Source organism: Microbacterium halimionae (assembly GCF_011761265.1).
GTDB classification, from domain to species: domain Bacteria; phylum Actinomycetota; class Actinomycetes; order Actinomycetales; family Microbacteriaceae; genus Microbacterium; species Microbacterium halimionae.
On sequence record NZ_JAAOZB010000001.1, the window covers coordinates 1,576,628 to 1,591,725 of the forward strand.

At 61.5% G+C, this 15,098-nt stretch carries 10 protein-coding genes; 7 read left to right on the forward strand and 3 right to left on the reverse strand.

Features of this window, described 5'->3' with window-relative positions:
* Position 1 precedes the first annotated feature (1 nt).
* Entirely contained in the window at positions 2–1,087 is a 1,086-nt protein-coding gene (locus FHS06_RS07235) for a 1-deoxy-D-xylulose-5-phosphate reductoisomerase (protein ID WP_167047362.1), read from the forward strand.
* A 7-nt stretch (positions 1,088–1,094) separates the two neighbouring features.
* Here the strand turns inward: FHS06_RS07235 and FHS06_RS07240 are convergent, their stop codons facing one another.
* Complete coding sequence (locus FHS06_RS07240) at positions 1,095–2,729, reverse strand: Mur ligase family protein (RefSeq protein WP_243845268.1); 1,635 nt, start codon at positions 2,727–2,729, stop codon at positions 1,095–1,097.
* Positions 2,730–2,850: 121 nt separating this feature from the next.
* On the opposite strand from FHS06_RS07240, the gene FHS06_RS07245 reads away from it, so the two are divergent.
* Positions 2,851–4,125 (forward strand): M50 family metallopeptidase, encoded by a 1,275-nt coding sequence (locus tag FHS06_RS07245; RefSeq protein ID WP_167047365.1) that lies wholly within the window; start codon positions 2,851–2,853, stop codon positions 4,123–4,125.
* A gap of 27 nt (positions 4,126–4,152) precedes the next feature.
* Here the strand turns inward: FHS06_RS07245 and FHS06_RS07250 are convergent, their stop codons facing one another.
* Positions 4,153–6,084 carry an anthranilate synthase family protein gene (locus FHS06_RS07250; protein ID WP_167047367.1) on the reverse strand — a complete coding sequence of 644 codons (1,932 nt, stop codon included), beginning with the start codon at positions 6,082–6,084 and terminating at the stop codon, positions 4,153–4,155.
* Between the two features lie 253 nt (positions 6,085–6,337).
* On the opposite strand from FHS06_RS07250, the gene ispG reads away from it, so the two are divergent.
* From ispG to FHS06_RS07270, 4 genes are all read left to right on the forward strand, one after another.
* Positions 6,338–7,489, forward strand: coding sequence for a flavodoxin-dependent (E)-4-hydroxy-3-methylbut-2-enyl-diphosphate synthase (gene ispG / locus FHS06_RS07255; RefSeq protein WP_167047370.1), 1,152 nt, complete (start codon positions 6,338–6,340; stop codon positions 7,487–7,489).
* Between the two features lie 75 nt (positions 7,490–7,564).
* Positions 7,565–9,331, forward strand: coding sequence for a proline--tRNA ligase (locus tag FHS06_RS07260; RefSeq protein WP_167047373.1), 1,767 nt, complete (start codon positions 7,565–7,567; stop codon positions 9,329–9,331).
* Between the two features lie 17 nt (positions 9,332–9,348).
* Entirely contained in the window at positions 9,349–10,395 is a 1,047-nt protein-coding gene (locus FHS06_RS07265; RefSeq protein WP_167047376.1) for a hypothetical protein, read from the forward strand.
* 149 nt (positions 10,396–10,544) lie between these two features.
* A complete protein-coding gene (locus FHS06_RS07270; RefSeq protein WP_310734837.1) occupies positions 10,545–12,407 on the forward strand; it encodes a lipase family protein in 1,863 nt (620 codons plus the stop codon).
* A gap of 21 nt (positions 12,408–12,428) precedes the next feature.
* Here the strand turns inward: FHS06_RS07270 and FHS06_RS07275 are convergent, their stop codons facing one another.
* A complete protein-coding gene (locus tag FHS06_RS07275; protein WP_167047379.1) occupies positions 12,429–13,925 on the reverse strand; it encodes an alanine/glycine:cation symporter family protein in 1,497 nt (498 codons plus the stop codon).
* 165 nt (positions 13,926–14,090) lie between these two features.
* Here FHS06_RS07275 and nusA point away from each other — a divergent pair, with 165 nt between their 5' ends.
* On the forward strand, positions 14,091–15,080 hold the full coding sequence (gene nusA / locus FHS06_RS07280) for a transcription termination factor NusA (protein WP_167047383.1): 990 nt from the start codon (positions 14,091–14,093) through the stop codon (positions 15,078–15,080).
* Positions 15,081–15,098 lie beyond the last annotated feature (18 nt).

The window sequence follows — 15,098 nt, forward strand, 5'->3', positions numbered from 1 at the left end:
GATGCCTCGGCGCATTGTCATTCTCGGCTCTACCGGGTCGATCGGCACTCAAGCGCTCGATGTGATCGCCGAACGGCGTGACAAGTATGAGGTTGTGGGGCTGGCCGCGGGAAGTAACCGCGGCCAGCTCGCCGCTCAAGCTGTGGCGTTTGGTGTGGAGCACACGGCCGTTGGGGCAGTTGAAGCCGAGCAGCTCGTGCGAGACGTCGATGCCGACGTGGTGTTGAATGGAATTACCGGCTCGGTAGGGCTCGGCCCGACTCTCGCCGCCCTCGAAATGGGCAGAACACTCGCTTTGGCTAACAAAGAGTCGCTGATTGTCGGGGGCGAGCTTGTCAAGGCGAAGGCTCGACCCGGCCAGATCGTTGCTGTGGATTCCGAGCATTCAGCTATCGCGCAGTGTCTCCGATCAGGAGATGCTCGTGAAGTGCGACGCCTCGTGCTGACAGCATCCGGCGGACCTTTCCGCGGTCGCTCGGCCGCGGAGCTCGTGGGCGTCACTCCTGCGCAGGCTCTCGCCCATCCCACGTGGAACATGGGGCGTGTGGTCACGACGAACTCTGCGACCCTTGTGAACAAGGGACTAGAGGTAATTGAGGCCCATCTCCTTTTCGACGTGGACTATCGCCACATCGATGTCGTCGTGCATCCCCAATCGATCGTTCACTCGATGGTGGAATTCTGGGATGGCTCGACCATCGCCCAGGCGTCTCCACCCGACATGCGCCTGCCGATTTCCCTCGGGCTCGGATGGCCCGATCGTGTAAGCGGTGTTGGTACGCCGATTGATTGGACAACAGCGTCGACGTGGACTTTTGAGCCGCTCGACGAAGCTGCATTTCCCGCCGTGTCGCTGGCGAAAGCCGTGGGCCGCGCAGGCAAAACCTTTCCAGCGGTGTTCAACGCGGCGAACGAGCAGGCAGTTGATGCTTTCCACGAGGGACGCTTGTCGTTTCCCGGCATCGTCGAGACAGTGCAGCGCACTGTGGACGCGCACGAGGCGCCAGCATCCCTCAGCCGGGAAAGCCTCGCGGATGCTGAATCCTGGGCCCGTCGAACTGCCGATGAGCTGATCGCCCGCAGTTGATGCGGCGTCAGTCTTCGTTCGGGTAGGGCACTGGCCAGGACGGTTCTGGCACCGGCCAGCCAGCGTTTTTCAGCGCTCGCCTGGCAAGCTCACGCGCCGAGTATGGCGTGCGCTCACCGCGAATGTCGCGGTAGTCCTGGTGCCCAGGCCCTGCCCACAAAATGGCATCGCCGTCAGAAACGAGAGCGATGGCCTCGACAATTGCACGTTCCGGCGGTGAGAATTCGTAGATCTCAGCGTCGGGGCGCGTCTGCCGAGCGCCGGAAATGAGAACAGCGCGGATGCCGTCGGGGGCTTCGAATCGCGGATGATGATCGGTTACGACCAAAATATCGCTGCCCTGTACTGCGGTACGGCCCATATCGAGACGCTTCGTGGCATCACGGTCACCGTCTGCCCCAAAGAGCATCAGGACGCGACCGGGAGTCACCCGTCGAATAGCTGCCAAAGTCTTCTCAAAGGCGTCGGGGGAGTGTCCGAAATCTACGTAAACTGCGGGGCCACTCTTGCCTGACACGAGTTGGGTGCGGCCTGGAAGGTGCGCTTCAATGCGACCCCCGTCGAGAGCTTTACTCAGATCGCCCCAGCGGTAGCCGCCTTCGAGGAGCATAACGATGGCCAGAGCGGCGTTCGCCGCCATGTGGCGACCGATGACCGGCACTGTTGTGGTGAGAGATCCGGCGGGTCCGCTCAAAGTGAATGTGGTGCCTTCGGGGCGTTCCTCATCAATCGAGACGACCCAATCCGCCGCCGCTGCGGCTCTCGGATCATCAGCGATGTCGGGAGTTGCAACTGTGACATAGGGCACTTCGCACGCCGCAACAACGTCAGCACCAGCGGCAGAGTCGAGGCAAATCACCGCACGGCGTGCGCGATCAGCGTGGAAGAGGGGAAGCTTCGCCTGAAAGTACTCAGCCATGTCGGCGTAGTCATCGAGGTGGTCGTGGCTCAAATTGGTGAAGCCAGCGACATCGAACATGATGCCGTCGACACGGTGACGGCTGAGAGCTTGAGCACTCACTTCGACTGCGACGGCTTCGACACCCCGTTCGCGCATCAAAGCAAGCAGTGCGTGAAACTCGGACGCCTCAGGTGTCGTCAAGCGCGACACGATTACCTGCCCTGCTATGTGCCGCTCGGCCGTAGAAGACAGGCCGGTCGACACCCCGAGCTGAGTCAGAATGCCTTCGAGGATGTGCGAGACGCTTGTTTTTCCGTTCGTGCCTGTCGTTGCGAAAAGCAGCGGCAGTGCGTCATCGGGCCCCGTGCCGTATGCCCACGCTGAGATGTCGCCGAGCTGGGCACGCGGGTTGTCGACGATGACGACGGGAAGACCGGCGCTTGCCGCGATGTCGGCTCCGGCGGCATCCGTCACGATTGCGACCGCGCCCCGTTCCGCGGCGATTGGTGCGAACTCGGCACCGTGCCTATTGACGCCCTGCATCGCCACGAACGCCTCACCAGGACGCAGGTCAGCAGTTGCGAGCGTGACACCAGTGAGCGAGATGCCGTTGGTATCGCCACGGACCTCGCTGCCAAACTGGGCGGCAAGGTCGGCAAGGGCACGTGGCTGCGGTTTTTCAGGTCGCAGCACGGGTGGAAGATTTGGCGCCGGTTCGTGCGCGGATTTTGGCGTCATCATTGCATCTCATTCAACCAGAAGACAGTGAGGGATGCCGTAGCGCCGGTACCGAAGCTGGTGCACAACACAGTCACTCCGCAGTCACGGCTCGTTCAAAGGCATCCACCACTAGCGTGGCTCTGTGACTGTCATCGCCTTTGTAATCGGCATCGTTGTTCTCGTCGTAGGACTCGCGGTGTCGATTGCCGTACACGAGCTAGGCCATCTCGCCCCGGCAAAGGCCTTCGGCGTGCGTGTCGGCCAGTACATGATCGGATTCGGTCCCACTCTTTGGTCGCGCCGTAAGGGCGAGACCGAATACGGGTTCAAAGCGCTCCCGCTTGGTGGCTATATCTCGATGGCAGGGATGTATCCGCCATCTCCCGCTGAGAGGGAGCGCGCAGAAGCCGGCCAGCCCGCTCGCAAGACGCGATTCTTCTCCACAATGGTGCAAGAAGCACGCATGGCGAACGACGAGACCCTCGGTGACGACGACCGCGTGTTTTACAAGCTGCCGGTGTGGAAACGGGTTGTCATCATGCTCGGTGGCCCGTTCATGAACCTTGTGATGGCGGTGCTGCTCTTCACGATCTTGTTTTCCGGAATCGGCGTACAGACCGCAACAACCACCGTCGCAGCTGTGAGCACTTGCGTCCCAGCTGACGACGCAAGCGACTGCACCGCGACTGACCCGGCGGCTCCAGCGGCAGCTGCCGGATTCGAGGCCGGTGATGTGATCGTGTCGGTGGACGGCACGAGCGTGGCAGATTTTGCCGAGGCATCCGCGATTATTCAGGACTCACCGGGGCAATCGATTGCTGTTGTCGTCGAACGCGACGGTGCAACTGAGACACTGACCCTCGTCCCAGCGGCCCGAGAGGTGAATGGCGAGGAAGTTGGCTTCGCCGGGATTACTTCTCAAGTCGACTACGTTCGTCAACCTGTGTGGACCGGAGCGGTCGCGGCCATGGAAAACACCGGGGCTGTCATAGGCGTCGTCGCTCAGCTGCCGGTGAAGGTCTACGACACTGCGGCTTCACTGTTTACCGGGGCTGATCGTGACCCCAACGGTCCGCTTTCTATCGTGGGCGCGGGTGTGATTGCCGGCGAGGTCGCCGCTGCTGACGCACCAATCTTGAACCGCGTCGCGGGAATCATCCAGTTGCTGGCGTCTTTGAACTTGGCGCTATTCGTCTTCAACCTGATCCCGCTGCTTCCGCTCGACGGCGGCCACATCGCGGTTGCGCTGTGGGACGGCATCAAGCGGGCATGGGCCAAACTCTTTTCACGACCGGCGCCGAAGCCGGTCGATGCCACCAAACTTGTGCCGGTCACTTTCGTTGTCGTGATCCTGCTGTTCGCGATGGGAGGCATCCTCATCGTTGCCGACCTCGTGAACCCGCTTTCGATCTTCTAACCGACTGGAGGCTTGCGTCTCGGGCGCCTAGCTGAGGATCGGACGGAACGCGTCAGAAATCAGCTGCTCCAAGGTGCGCATGCCGTCTCGCGACAGAATCGATTCCAGGTGACCCTGCACCGACGCGAACCCGGGACCCCGCAGAGCGTAAACATCGCCCGACGCCGAATCAGCCGAAACCTCGGCGCCGTGCGTTGACGCTGTTCCGGGATCAACATGGGCGGTGAAGGTGTTGTAGAACCCGATCGATGCTGTTTTACCGAAGATGTCGACGTCGAGCTGGAGACCCTGATGGGGTCGGGACAGCGGTGCAAGTTCGATGCCACGCAGGTGCGCAAGGATTTGGTGCGACAGGCACACAGCGAGAAGCGGTCGACGCTGCTCGACACGACGTGCGACGACGTGGCTCATGCGCTCAAGTCGCGGTGAGCGTGGGGCCCGAGGATCGCCCGGACCGGGCCCCGCCACGACAATATCGGCGCCATCGAGTTGTGCGTCGGTGACCTCATTCCACGGCACGATGTGGGCATCGAGGCCGAGGTGTCGCAGCTGGTGAGTGAGCATCGTCGTGAAGCGGTCTTCGGCATCGACGACGACGGCGCTCCGACCAACGAACGGGCCCTCCGCGCCTGACCCTTGAGGTTCCAACCAAAAAGCCGCCAATCGGGCGTTCCGAGAGGCGAGCAAATCTGCGATCGCCGGATCGTCAGCGAGCGGTTCATGGGGGAGGGCGGGTGCATCCGGGTCTACGTCTGGCTCATCACGGGCGATAGCACCAATTGCTCCGAGAACCCCAGCCGCTTTGCCGTGTGTTTCGCTGACTTCTCCCAGCGGATCTGAGTGACGAACCAGAGTCGCGCCGACGGGAACGCGGAGCGTGCCATCCACCAAGTACGCGGTGCGGATGAGGATCGGGGCGTCGAGATCGTGGGTTGACTCGCCCGAAGCGACATGATCACGCGGAGTGAAAAGCGCTGCGACACCGGAGTAATAACCGCGAGGGCCTCGTTCGTGGCGCGTAATGACAGTGCACGCATTTTGCATGGGTGAACCGGTGACGGTGGGAGCAAACATGGTTTCGCGCAGGATGTCACGGGGATCAAGCGTGCTGTGGCCCTCGAGCACATACTCCGTATGTGTCAGCCGTGACATCTCTTTGAGGCGTGGGCCGGTAATGCGGCCGCCGTCAGAGCACACTGCGCTCATCATCTTCAGCTCCTCATCGACGACCATGAAGAGCTCTTCCGTCTCTTTGGTCGACTCGAGAAACTCGGTAAGCGTCGCGGCCGTTGCGCCGCCGGCAGGGTGACGGAAAGTGCCAGATATTGGGTTCATCGTCACGAGGCCATTTCGTGCACTCACATGAGCTTCCGGACTGGCGCCAACTGCAATGTGGCCATCTGTGGCAATAAGAAACGTCCAGTACGCACCGCGTTCTTGACTGAGAAGCGCACGGAACCAGGTGAGCGCAGCCTCAATTTCAGACGAATCGACCCGCGCGGTGAAATCACGACGGATCACAAAGTTTGCGCCTTCGCCGCGGCCGATCTCGTCAGCGATGACGCGCCGCACAATCTCGGCATATTCGTTGTCTGGAATGTCGAACCCGGCTTCGGACAGCGGGATCTCCCGCGCCGGAAGGGTGCTGATGGCATCCTGTCGTGTGATCAGCGCGCGTTCACCGACGACGACACACCGGAGTGGGGCGCCATCGTCGTGGCATTCGAAGCCGCGCTCGCGGACCTGCCGATACGGCACGAGGGCGAGAACCTCTTGAGGTGTGCCCGAGGCGTCCAGCAGTGGGATGTCAGCGAGGACATCAACATCGACCACATCACCGGTGAGAACCTCGACGTCGCCACCTTCGCGCGCGAGGAGCACCAGTGGTTCGCCGGATGCCGCAGCCCGCAGTCGCTCGAGCAGCGCAATGCCTGCAGTTGAAGAGACATCGTCGGTCATGATCGGTCCTTACTACTTGTCCGCCCTTGGCCGCCGTTCACGAGAAAAGGCCGCCCGTTCGGCGGCCTGGATTCGTGGAAACGCGAACTCACCGCCCGAAGGCGGTCCACCAGGATTGGTTCGCGTGCATGCCGTGAAAATTACCACATGCGCCCAGTGCCGTTTCGCCGCGGTTCGTGCATTTCGCGCTCATTTTCGTGTCCAACACCTCAGATCACGGCCCTGAGCGTACTGATCGGCGTAGGCTGATGACGTGCCAGCAGTCAATCTCGGGACGCCCAAAGTCCCCGAAACACTCGCCCCGCGTCGCAAGAGTCGCCAGATCAAGGTCGGCAAAGTACTCGTCGGCGGGAATGCTCCCGTAAGCGTTCAGTCGATGACGACGACGCAGACGACCAACATCAACGCGACTCTGCAGCAGATCGCTGAGTTGACGGCATCCGGTTGTGAGATCGTGCGCGTCGCGGTTCCGACACAAGAAGATGCTGACGTTCTGCACATCATCGCGAAGAAGAGCCAGATTCCGGTCATCGCCGATATTCACTTCCAGCCGAAGTACGTGTACCAGGCGATTGACGCTGGTTGCGGGGCGGTGCGCGTCAACCCAGGCAACATTCGCAAGTTCGACGACCAGGTAGGGTCGATTGCGGCTGCTGCGAAGGCCGCGGGCGTGTCGCTTCGTATCGGAGTGAACGCTGGGTCGCTCGACCGCCGCCTGCTGGAAAAGTACGGCAAAGCCACCCCGGAGGCGCTCGCCGAGAGCGCCCAATGGGAAGCATCGCTGTTCGAAGAGCACGATTTTCACGACTTCAAGATTTCGGTCAAGCACAACGACCCGGTGATCATGGTCAAGGCCTACCGCCTGCTCGCCGAGCGGGGCGACTGGCCGCTGCACCTCGGCGTTACCGAGGCCGGGCCCGCTTTTCAGGGAACAATCAAGTCGGCGACGGCTTTCGGCATCCTGCTTTCTGAGGGCATTGGTGACACGATTCGTGTTTCGCTGTCTGCGCCGCCTGCCGAAGAGGTAAAGGTCGGGCACCAGATTCTGCAGTCACTCAACCTGCGTGAGCGCAAGCTCGAGATTGTGTCGTGCCCGTCGTGCGGTCGCGCTCAGGTTGATGTGTACTCCCTCGCTGACAATGTCACTGAGGGGCTCAAAGACATGACGGTTCCGCTGCGCGTTGCTGTGATGGGCTGCGTTGTCAACGGACCAGGTGAGGCTCGCGACGCCGACCTCGGTGTTGCTTCGGGTAACGGCAAGGGTCAGATCTTCGTCAAGGGTGAGGTCGTCAAGACAGTGCCCGAGTCAGAGATCGTGCAGACCCTCATCGAAGAGGCGAACCGCATCGCCGCGTCGATGGGCCCGGACGCCAAAACCGGCACCGCTCAGGTCATCACCGCGTAATTTTCGCCGCCTCGCGGTGGCTATTGGCACCGCACGGCGTGGAAGTTCACCACGTCGCACGTAGAATTGGGTCTCGTGGTCACACGTCTTTCGCACTTCTTCCTCCGCACGCTCCGCGACGATCCGGCCGAAGCCGAGGTCGCCAGCCACAAGGTGCTGGTGCGAGCCGGCTACATCCGGCGGCAAGCTCCCGGCGTCTTTGCTTGGCTGCCAATTGGCCTGCGGGTGAAGAATAAAATCGAGACCATCATTCGCGAAGAGATGGCGAATGCTGGCGCGTATGAAGTGCATTTTCCGGCGCTGTTGCCGCGCGAGCCCTATGAAGTCACGGGGCGTTGGGAAGAGTACGGCGACGCGCTTTTTCGCCTGCAGGACCGCAAGGGTGCTGACTACCTTCTGGCGCCGACACACGAAGAGGTATTCACTCTTCTTGTGAAAGATCTCTACTCCTCGTACAAAGATCTGCCGCTGACGATTTACCAGATCCAAGACAAATACCGTGACGAGGCGCGTCCTCGCGCTGGCCTCCTGCGCGGCCGCGAGTTCACGATGAAAGACGCGTACTCGTTCGACTACACCGATGCGGGTCTTGATGCCTCATACCAGGCGCAGCGTGACGCGTACGAGCGGATCTTCCAGCGTCTCGGTCTCGAATACGTCATCGTCAAAGCGGATGCCGGAGCCATGGGCGGATCCCGAAGCGAAGAGTTTCTGCATCCGACCGTCGTGGGTGAAGACACTTTCGTGCGATCCGAAGGTGGCTACGCGGCCAACGTCGAAGCGTTCACTACGGTCGCGCCCGACCCGATTCCGATCGAGGGTCAGCCGGAGGCGCAGATCTTCGATTCTCCGAATACGCCGACGATTGCGACTTTGGTCGACCACGTCAACGCTGTGCTCGAGGCTCCGGCGGCCGGGGAGTGGACAGCCGCGCACACGCTGAAGAATGTCGTGCTCGCCCTTGCGCACCTAGATGGCACGCGTGAGCTCGTGGTCGTAGGTATCCCCGGCGACCGCGAGGTCGACGATAAGCGTGTTGAGGTCGTATTTGCACCCGCCGAGGTAGAACCCGCGACCGAAGAAGACTTCCTTGCCTATCCGTCGCTCGTGAAGGGCTACATCGGCCCGTGGTCGCCGACTGGCGCTGTGCTTGGTGAAGAGTCTGCCACCGGCATTCGCTACTTCCTCGACCCTCGCGTTGTCGACGGCACGAGCTGGATCACCGGTGCGAACGTCGACCAGAAACACGTGCATTCGCTCGTGGCGGGCCGCGATTTCTTCGGCGACGGTTTCGTCGAAGTGGCGAGCGTGCGCGAAGGAGATGCGGCACCCGACGGTTCGGGAACCGTGACTCTCGCCCGCGGCATGGAGATCGGCCACGTCTTCCAACTCGGACGCAAATACGCCGAATCGCTGGGCCTGAAGGTGCTCGATGAGAGCGGCAAGTTGACGACCGTCACGATGGGCTCGTACGGCATCGGCGTGACTCGGATCCTCGCCAACATCGCCGAACTCAATCACGACGACAAGGGACTTATCTGGCCGGCAGCCGTCGCACCGTTCGATGTGCAGGTCGTAGCTACCGGCCGCGATGTGGCGGCATTCGAACTTGCCGAGAAGCTGTCGAGTGAGTTGAAGGCATCCGGTCTCGACGTGTTGTTCGATGACCGGCCGAAGGTTTCACCCGGCGTGAAGTTCGCTGACGCAGAGCTCGTCGGGGTGCCGAAGATCGTGATTGTCGGACGTGGCGCCCCTGAGGGCAACGTCGAGCTGTGGGATCGCCGCTCGGGAGATCGCGATGTCGTAACGGTCGCCGAAGCGGTAGCTCGGTTGCGCTCGTAGCCTCATAGGGTTTTGGTATGACTGCATCACGGCGACGAATATCTGCGCTTTCAGCCGCTGCTATCGCCGCGACCCTTTTGCTCGCAGGATGCGCCGGCGCGGCGCCCGCTGAGACTCAGACGAGTGCACCCACTGCTACGGAGACCCTGACCGCGGAGCCGACACCAACTCCGACGGCGACCCCAGCGTCGATGCAGTTGCCATTCGACGGCGATTGCAACTCGGTATTCACTGCCGAACAGTTGAATGAACTAGTCGGCGAGGCCGAACTCGATGAGCCTTGGGGAGCAGATTTGCCTCCCGAGGAGACCCTGGGCCTGCTGTCGTGCAGATGGAACGGTGAGCTATCGACACTCGAGGCGATTGTTGCTCCGGCCGACAGTGTCGTTGATTTTCCGCTCGACCGTTACGTCATGAGCGATTGCGGGTCGGCCGGCTACTACTACTGCGGCGCGGTCGGCGGAGACTCTGAAACGTGGATCCTTGTCGCAACACTGATCAGCAGCGATTCGGCGGCCGATCTGCAACGCGCGAACACGGCCCTTGGATACGTTGAAGCGGCATCCCACAATTACCCGCAGCCTGTGGCACTCAAGACCGAAAAAGACTGGTGGTCATTGCCGTCCTGCGACGAACTTGATTCGCGCCTGGACATGGCAGCTATCCTTGGCCGCACAGCGTCTGAACCTGTATATCACTCAGACAACATTCCCTCGGGGCCAACGTGGGATCTGCTCGAGGGTGCCGGCCGCACGCAGTGGTGCCCGTGGACGGTGAGTGACGGGTCTCCGTACGACACCGAATCGAAAGTTGTCGAAATCGAGATTTGGCCGGGGGCTGCTGACACCGATGCGATGCAAAAGCTGATCGCGATTGAGGGAATCGAGCCCATCGATGTCGCTGGTGCCGATAGTGCATACATCGGCCCAGGGCTTGCGTACTCCGGGACTTACACGAGTCTCTATGTGATTGACGGCCCGAACGTCATGCAGGTGTATGGCCTCGACGGAGACTCTGCGGGTCTCAGCGCTGTTGCAACTGCTGTGCTTGAGCAGCTTCAGTAGCGCCTCGGTTGCGCTCGTAGCGTCGGAGAATCGCGTTGGGTCGGAGCCAACCTGACCAAAGGCTCCGACGGAGTGGAATTCTCCGACGGAACGCCTGCACCCTCGCGCCGGTGCGCCGGGCAGGCTGCTGACGCAATTATCCTTTCTGAGTGACCTCAACCGCTCCACGTGCGCGACGGCTGCGCTGGAGCGCACTGCCGGGACTGCTGCAAGCTGCGCCCGCGCGCGTCGTTGTGCTTGTCGGAATTGGGGTGTCACTGCTTGGCGGGCTGGTCGTCTTCAAGCCGCTCGCTTCTCTCGTGCTCCTCGGTATCTATGTGAGCCTGAGCGCAATCGCATCAGGCTTGGTCGAGCTGGTATCGCGACACCCGGGCAGTGTCTGGTGGCGACGAGCGCTCGCCACGGCATGGATCGCGGGCGGCATCCTGATTTTGGTTTGGCTGGGGCGGAGCATCGAGCTACTTCCAGTGGCGCTCGCAGTGCTCCTTGTGGTCGCTGGGCTCGCCTCGGTGGGTGACGCGCTTTCTCCGCGCGCGTTGAGTGCACGAATCCTCGCACTCGTCTGGGGCGTGGCGCAGATTGTATTCGGTGTGCTCTCGCTGAGCTGGCCCGACGTCACTTTGCTTGCGGTAGCGGTGCTTTTCGGTGTGCGCACCATAATTTTCGGTATTGAGCTGATCGTGACCGGAATACGCGGCCTCATCGAAAAGCGCCGTCAAGCGCGCACAGCGGATGCCTCGCCCCCAGCGCGGTCCAAACGTGTCACGGTGTGGATGGCTCTAGGCCGCTACGCGCTCGCGATGCTGCTCGTGGTGACGATGGTCACCGGGTGGCAGCTCAATGACTGGCTCGCCGACGGTGCTCCCGTTGTCGACAGCTTTTATGACCCGCCAAGTGATGTGCCAGACGGCCACGGACGTCTCATTCGCGAGGGGGACTATTCCGGGCGGGCGCCGGAAGCCGGGGGCGTGCGAAGGATTCTCTACACGACCGAGGACGCGTCCGGCGACGCCGCTGTCGCGAGCGCGATGGTCATACAGCCGACGGAACTCGGCACGGGTCCGCATCCTGTTGTGATCTGGAACCACGGCACAACTGGCATCGCTCAGGGCTGCGCGCCCAGCTTGAGTGACGGTACCGCCACGAAGTGGGCCATCCCGGCGCTTGAAGAGATGTTGGCGCGCGGGTGGGTGGTGGTTGCCCCTGACTACTCTGGCCAGGGTGCCGCTGGAAATTTTCCATATCTGATCGGGCTGGGGGAGGCACGGTCGGCTCTTGACGCTGTGCTCGCCGCGGGAGAGCTCAGCGACTTGACGCTGTCGCCGTCAACAATTTCTGCGGGGCACTCCCAGGGCGGGCACGCCGCGCTATGGACAACTCAGATTGCTGCCGAATACACACCGGGAATCACTGTCGTCGGCACGGCGGCTTTTGCGCCGGCGGCTGACCCGCTCGACCTCGCCGAACGCCTGACGTCAGAAAATGCTGGTGCGCTGTTGACGATCATGATGTCGTGGGTTCTGGTGCCGTATGCCGAGACATATCCGGAGATCTCGCTATCGCGCTACGTAGCTACGGGTGCACGGTCAATCGTCCGTGAGATGTCGCAACGGTGCCTGAGCGAGCCGGGGCTCATGGTCTCAGCGTTGACAGCGCTTGGGCTTTCCGAAGATTCTCCGGTGCGCACCCGAGACCTCACGGTGGGTGCGTTCGGCCGACGTCTCGCCGAGAACGTACCGACGGGACCATGGGAATCACCGATGTTCTTCGCGTGGGGTTCTCAAGACGATGTCATCCCTCCCGCAGCGCAGCGCACTTTTACTGACGCACTGTGTGAAGAGGGTGAGCTCGTCCGCACCCGCGAAGTGTCCGATCGGGGGCACCAAGACATCCTGCAACCGGGCTCAGACGCACTGCAGCCCTTCATGCGATGGGCGGATGCCGCAATGACGTCGACCCCCGCACAGATTGAACTGGCGACTCCCTATTCGCTCGTCGGCTGCTTGCCCTAAGAAATCAGCGGCGCCGCCTCTTTAGCTGTCGTGCAGGTGATCGCGATGCTTTTCGGCCTGGTGCTTTTGCACATTGACATCGATCGGCCCTGTCACGGTCAGCTCGTCTTCCCAGCACTCGATCCCGGCAACGCCGGGAAGGAGATCTCGCGTGAACACCGGGTCGCGGCCCGCGCGCCGTTGCGCTGTGTAGTCCTTCAACAGGCGGAAGGCGATTCCCGAGAGAAGCCCGATAGCGATGAGGTTGATGAGCGCCATGAGTCCCATCACACCGTCGGCGAAGTTCCAGACAAGATCAGCGGATGCCACGGAGCCCGCGAGCACGGCGACGACAACCAGGATGCGGTACGCCAGCAGAACCGGGCGTGATCCGGTGATGAACTCGATGTTCGACTCGCCGTAGTAGTAGTTTCCGAGGATCGATGAGAACGCGAGAAGGAAGATGATCACGCTCAGCGCTATCCCCGCCCAGTCGCCGAGCAACCCGGTGAGAGCGCTCTGCGTCAGACCGATTCCGCGTTCGGCTGAGGCGAGATCCGGCTGGGATATGAGGATGATGAACGCGGTAATGGTGCAGACGAGAAAAGTATCGAAGTAGACGCCGAGCGTCTGCACGAGGCCCTGCTTGACAGGGTGCGTGACAGCAGCACTCGCGCCAGCGTTCGGAGCTGATCCGAGCCCTGCTTCATTAGAGAACATCCCGCGCTTAACTCCGGTGAGCACGATGTAACCGAACGCAGCGCCAAGAACTTCGTTGTAGCCGAATGCCTGCGTGAAAATAGCCGCGAACACTTCGGGAAGGCGGGTGATGTTCATCCCGACGACGATGAGCCCGAGCAGCAAGTATCCGAGCGCCATGAGCGGCACGAGAGTTTGAGTGACGGATGCAATTCGGCGGACTCCGCCGAACACGACGAGTGCGGTAAGGAGGGCGACGACGATGCCGATTGCCCAGGGGAGCCACAAGAGGTCGGTGTTCAGCGTACTGGTCACGGTCGCGGCGATCGTGTTTGCCTGCAGCGAGCTGAAGGCAAAGGGAAAGCAGACGATCAGCACGACTGCGAAAACGATCCCCATCCAGCGGGCCTTCAGTCCGCGTTGCATGTAATACGCGGGGCCACCGCGAAAACCGTCTTTGTCGCGGATCTTGAAAAGCTGTGCAAGCGAAGATTCGATAAAGCTTGATGCTCCGCCGACGAACGCCATGAGCCACATCCAGAAGATCGCTCCCGGTCCGCCCACGGCAATCGCTGTGCCCACTCCGGCGATATTGCCTACTCCTACGCGAGACGCCGCCGAAATTGTGAAGGCTTGGAAGGCTGAAACAGATTGCGGTTTGCCATCTGTTGTTTGCGGCGTTTTATCGGTGAGAGTGCGGAACATCTCGGGAATCAGGCGAAACTGCACGACTCCTGATCGAGCGGTGAAGTACAACCCGAGCACGACGAGCACGGGGAGCACGAGCCAGGTCCAGAGGTAATCGCCCCATGTCAACAGAAAATCATTCGCGGCATCCATCGCACCAGTATGGAGAGCAAACGCCACGTTTCACCAGCATGAGTTTGCGGCGTGCCCGTGCGACGTAATTTTGTGACGTGGCAGTGCCGGTTGGCATCCAGCTGGCATCCGGTATCGTTGTGGGGATGTCGGCGTTGCCGACGAGAGCTAAATATGGAGGCCCCCGTGGATATCGATCTCGGACTGCTGCGCACGGTCGAGCGGGAGAAGGAAATTCCCTTCGACGAACTCGCTCGAATCATCGAACAGGCGATTCTGACTGCGTACGCGAAGCACACGTCGCCCACTGGTGAGCTGCCTTCAGGTGCACGCGCAGAACTCGACCGGAAGACCGGACACGTGGCGGTGATGATTCCCCTTCTCGACGAGGAGGGGGCCGTTATCGGCGAAGAAGAAAGCACACCCGATGACTTCGGCCGCATCGCTGCGTTCGCCGCGAAACAGGTCATTGGTCAACGCCTGCGAGACATCGCTGATGACGCAGTGCTGGGTGAATTCCGCGGTAAAGAAGGCGACATCGTCGCAGGCATTATTCAGCAGGGCCCGAACCCGCGCATGATCCACGTCGACCTCGGCACGGTTGAGGCAATTTTGCCGCCCGAAGAGCAGGTTCCCGGCGAGCTGTACCCGCACGGTACGCGTTTGCGCGTCTATGTCACGTCGGTATCAAAGGGCACAAAAGGCCCCTCGATCACGGTTTCTCGCACGCACCCCGGACTCGTTCGCAAGCTCTTTGCGCTCGAGGTTCCCGAGATCGCATCCGGACTCGTCGAGATCGTCGCGCTCGCGCGAGAGGCTGGCCACCGCACAAAAATGGCGGTGCGTGCGAGCGATCCTTCTGTCAACGCGAAGGGTGCGTGCATCGGCGAAATGGGCCGTCGTGTGCGAGCTGTAACCGAAGAGTTGGGTGGCGAAAAGATCGACATCGTCGACTTCGACGCGGAGCTTGCCCCTTTCGTCGCGAACGCGCTCTCGCCAGCAAAGGTGACGTCGAGCTTCATTCTCGACGCCACAACCAAGGCTGTGCGTGCCCTCGTTCCCGATTACCAGTTGTCGTTGGCAATCGGAAAAGAAGGCCAGAATGCGCGTCTTGCCGCCAAGCTCACTGGCGCAAAGATCGACATTCAGCCCGACAGCATCCTCGAAGAGGGATAGGCAACGCGGCGCTCGCCC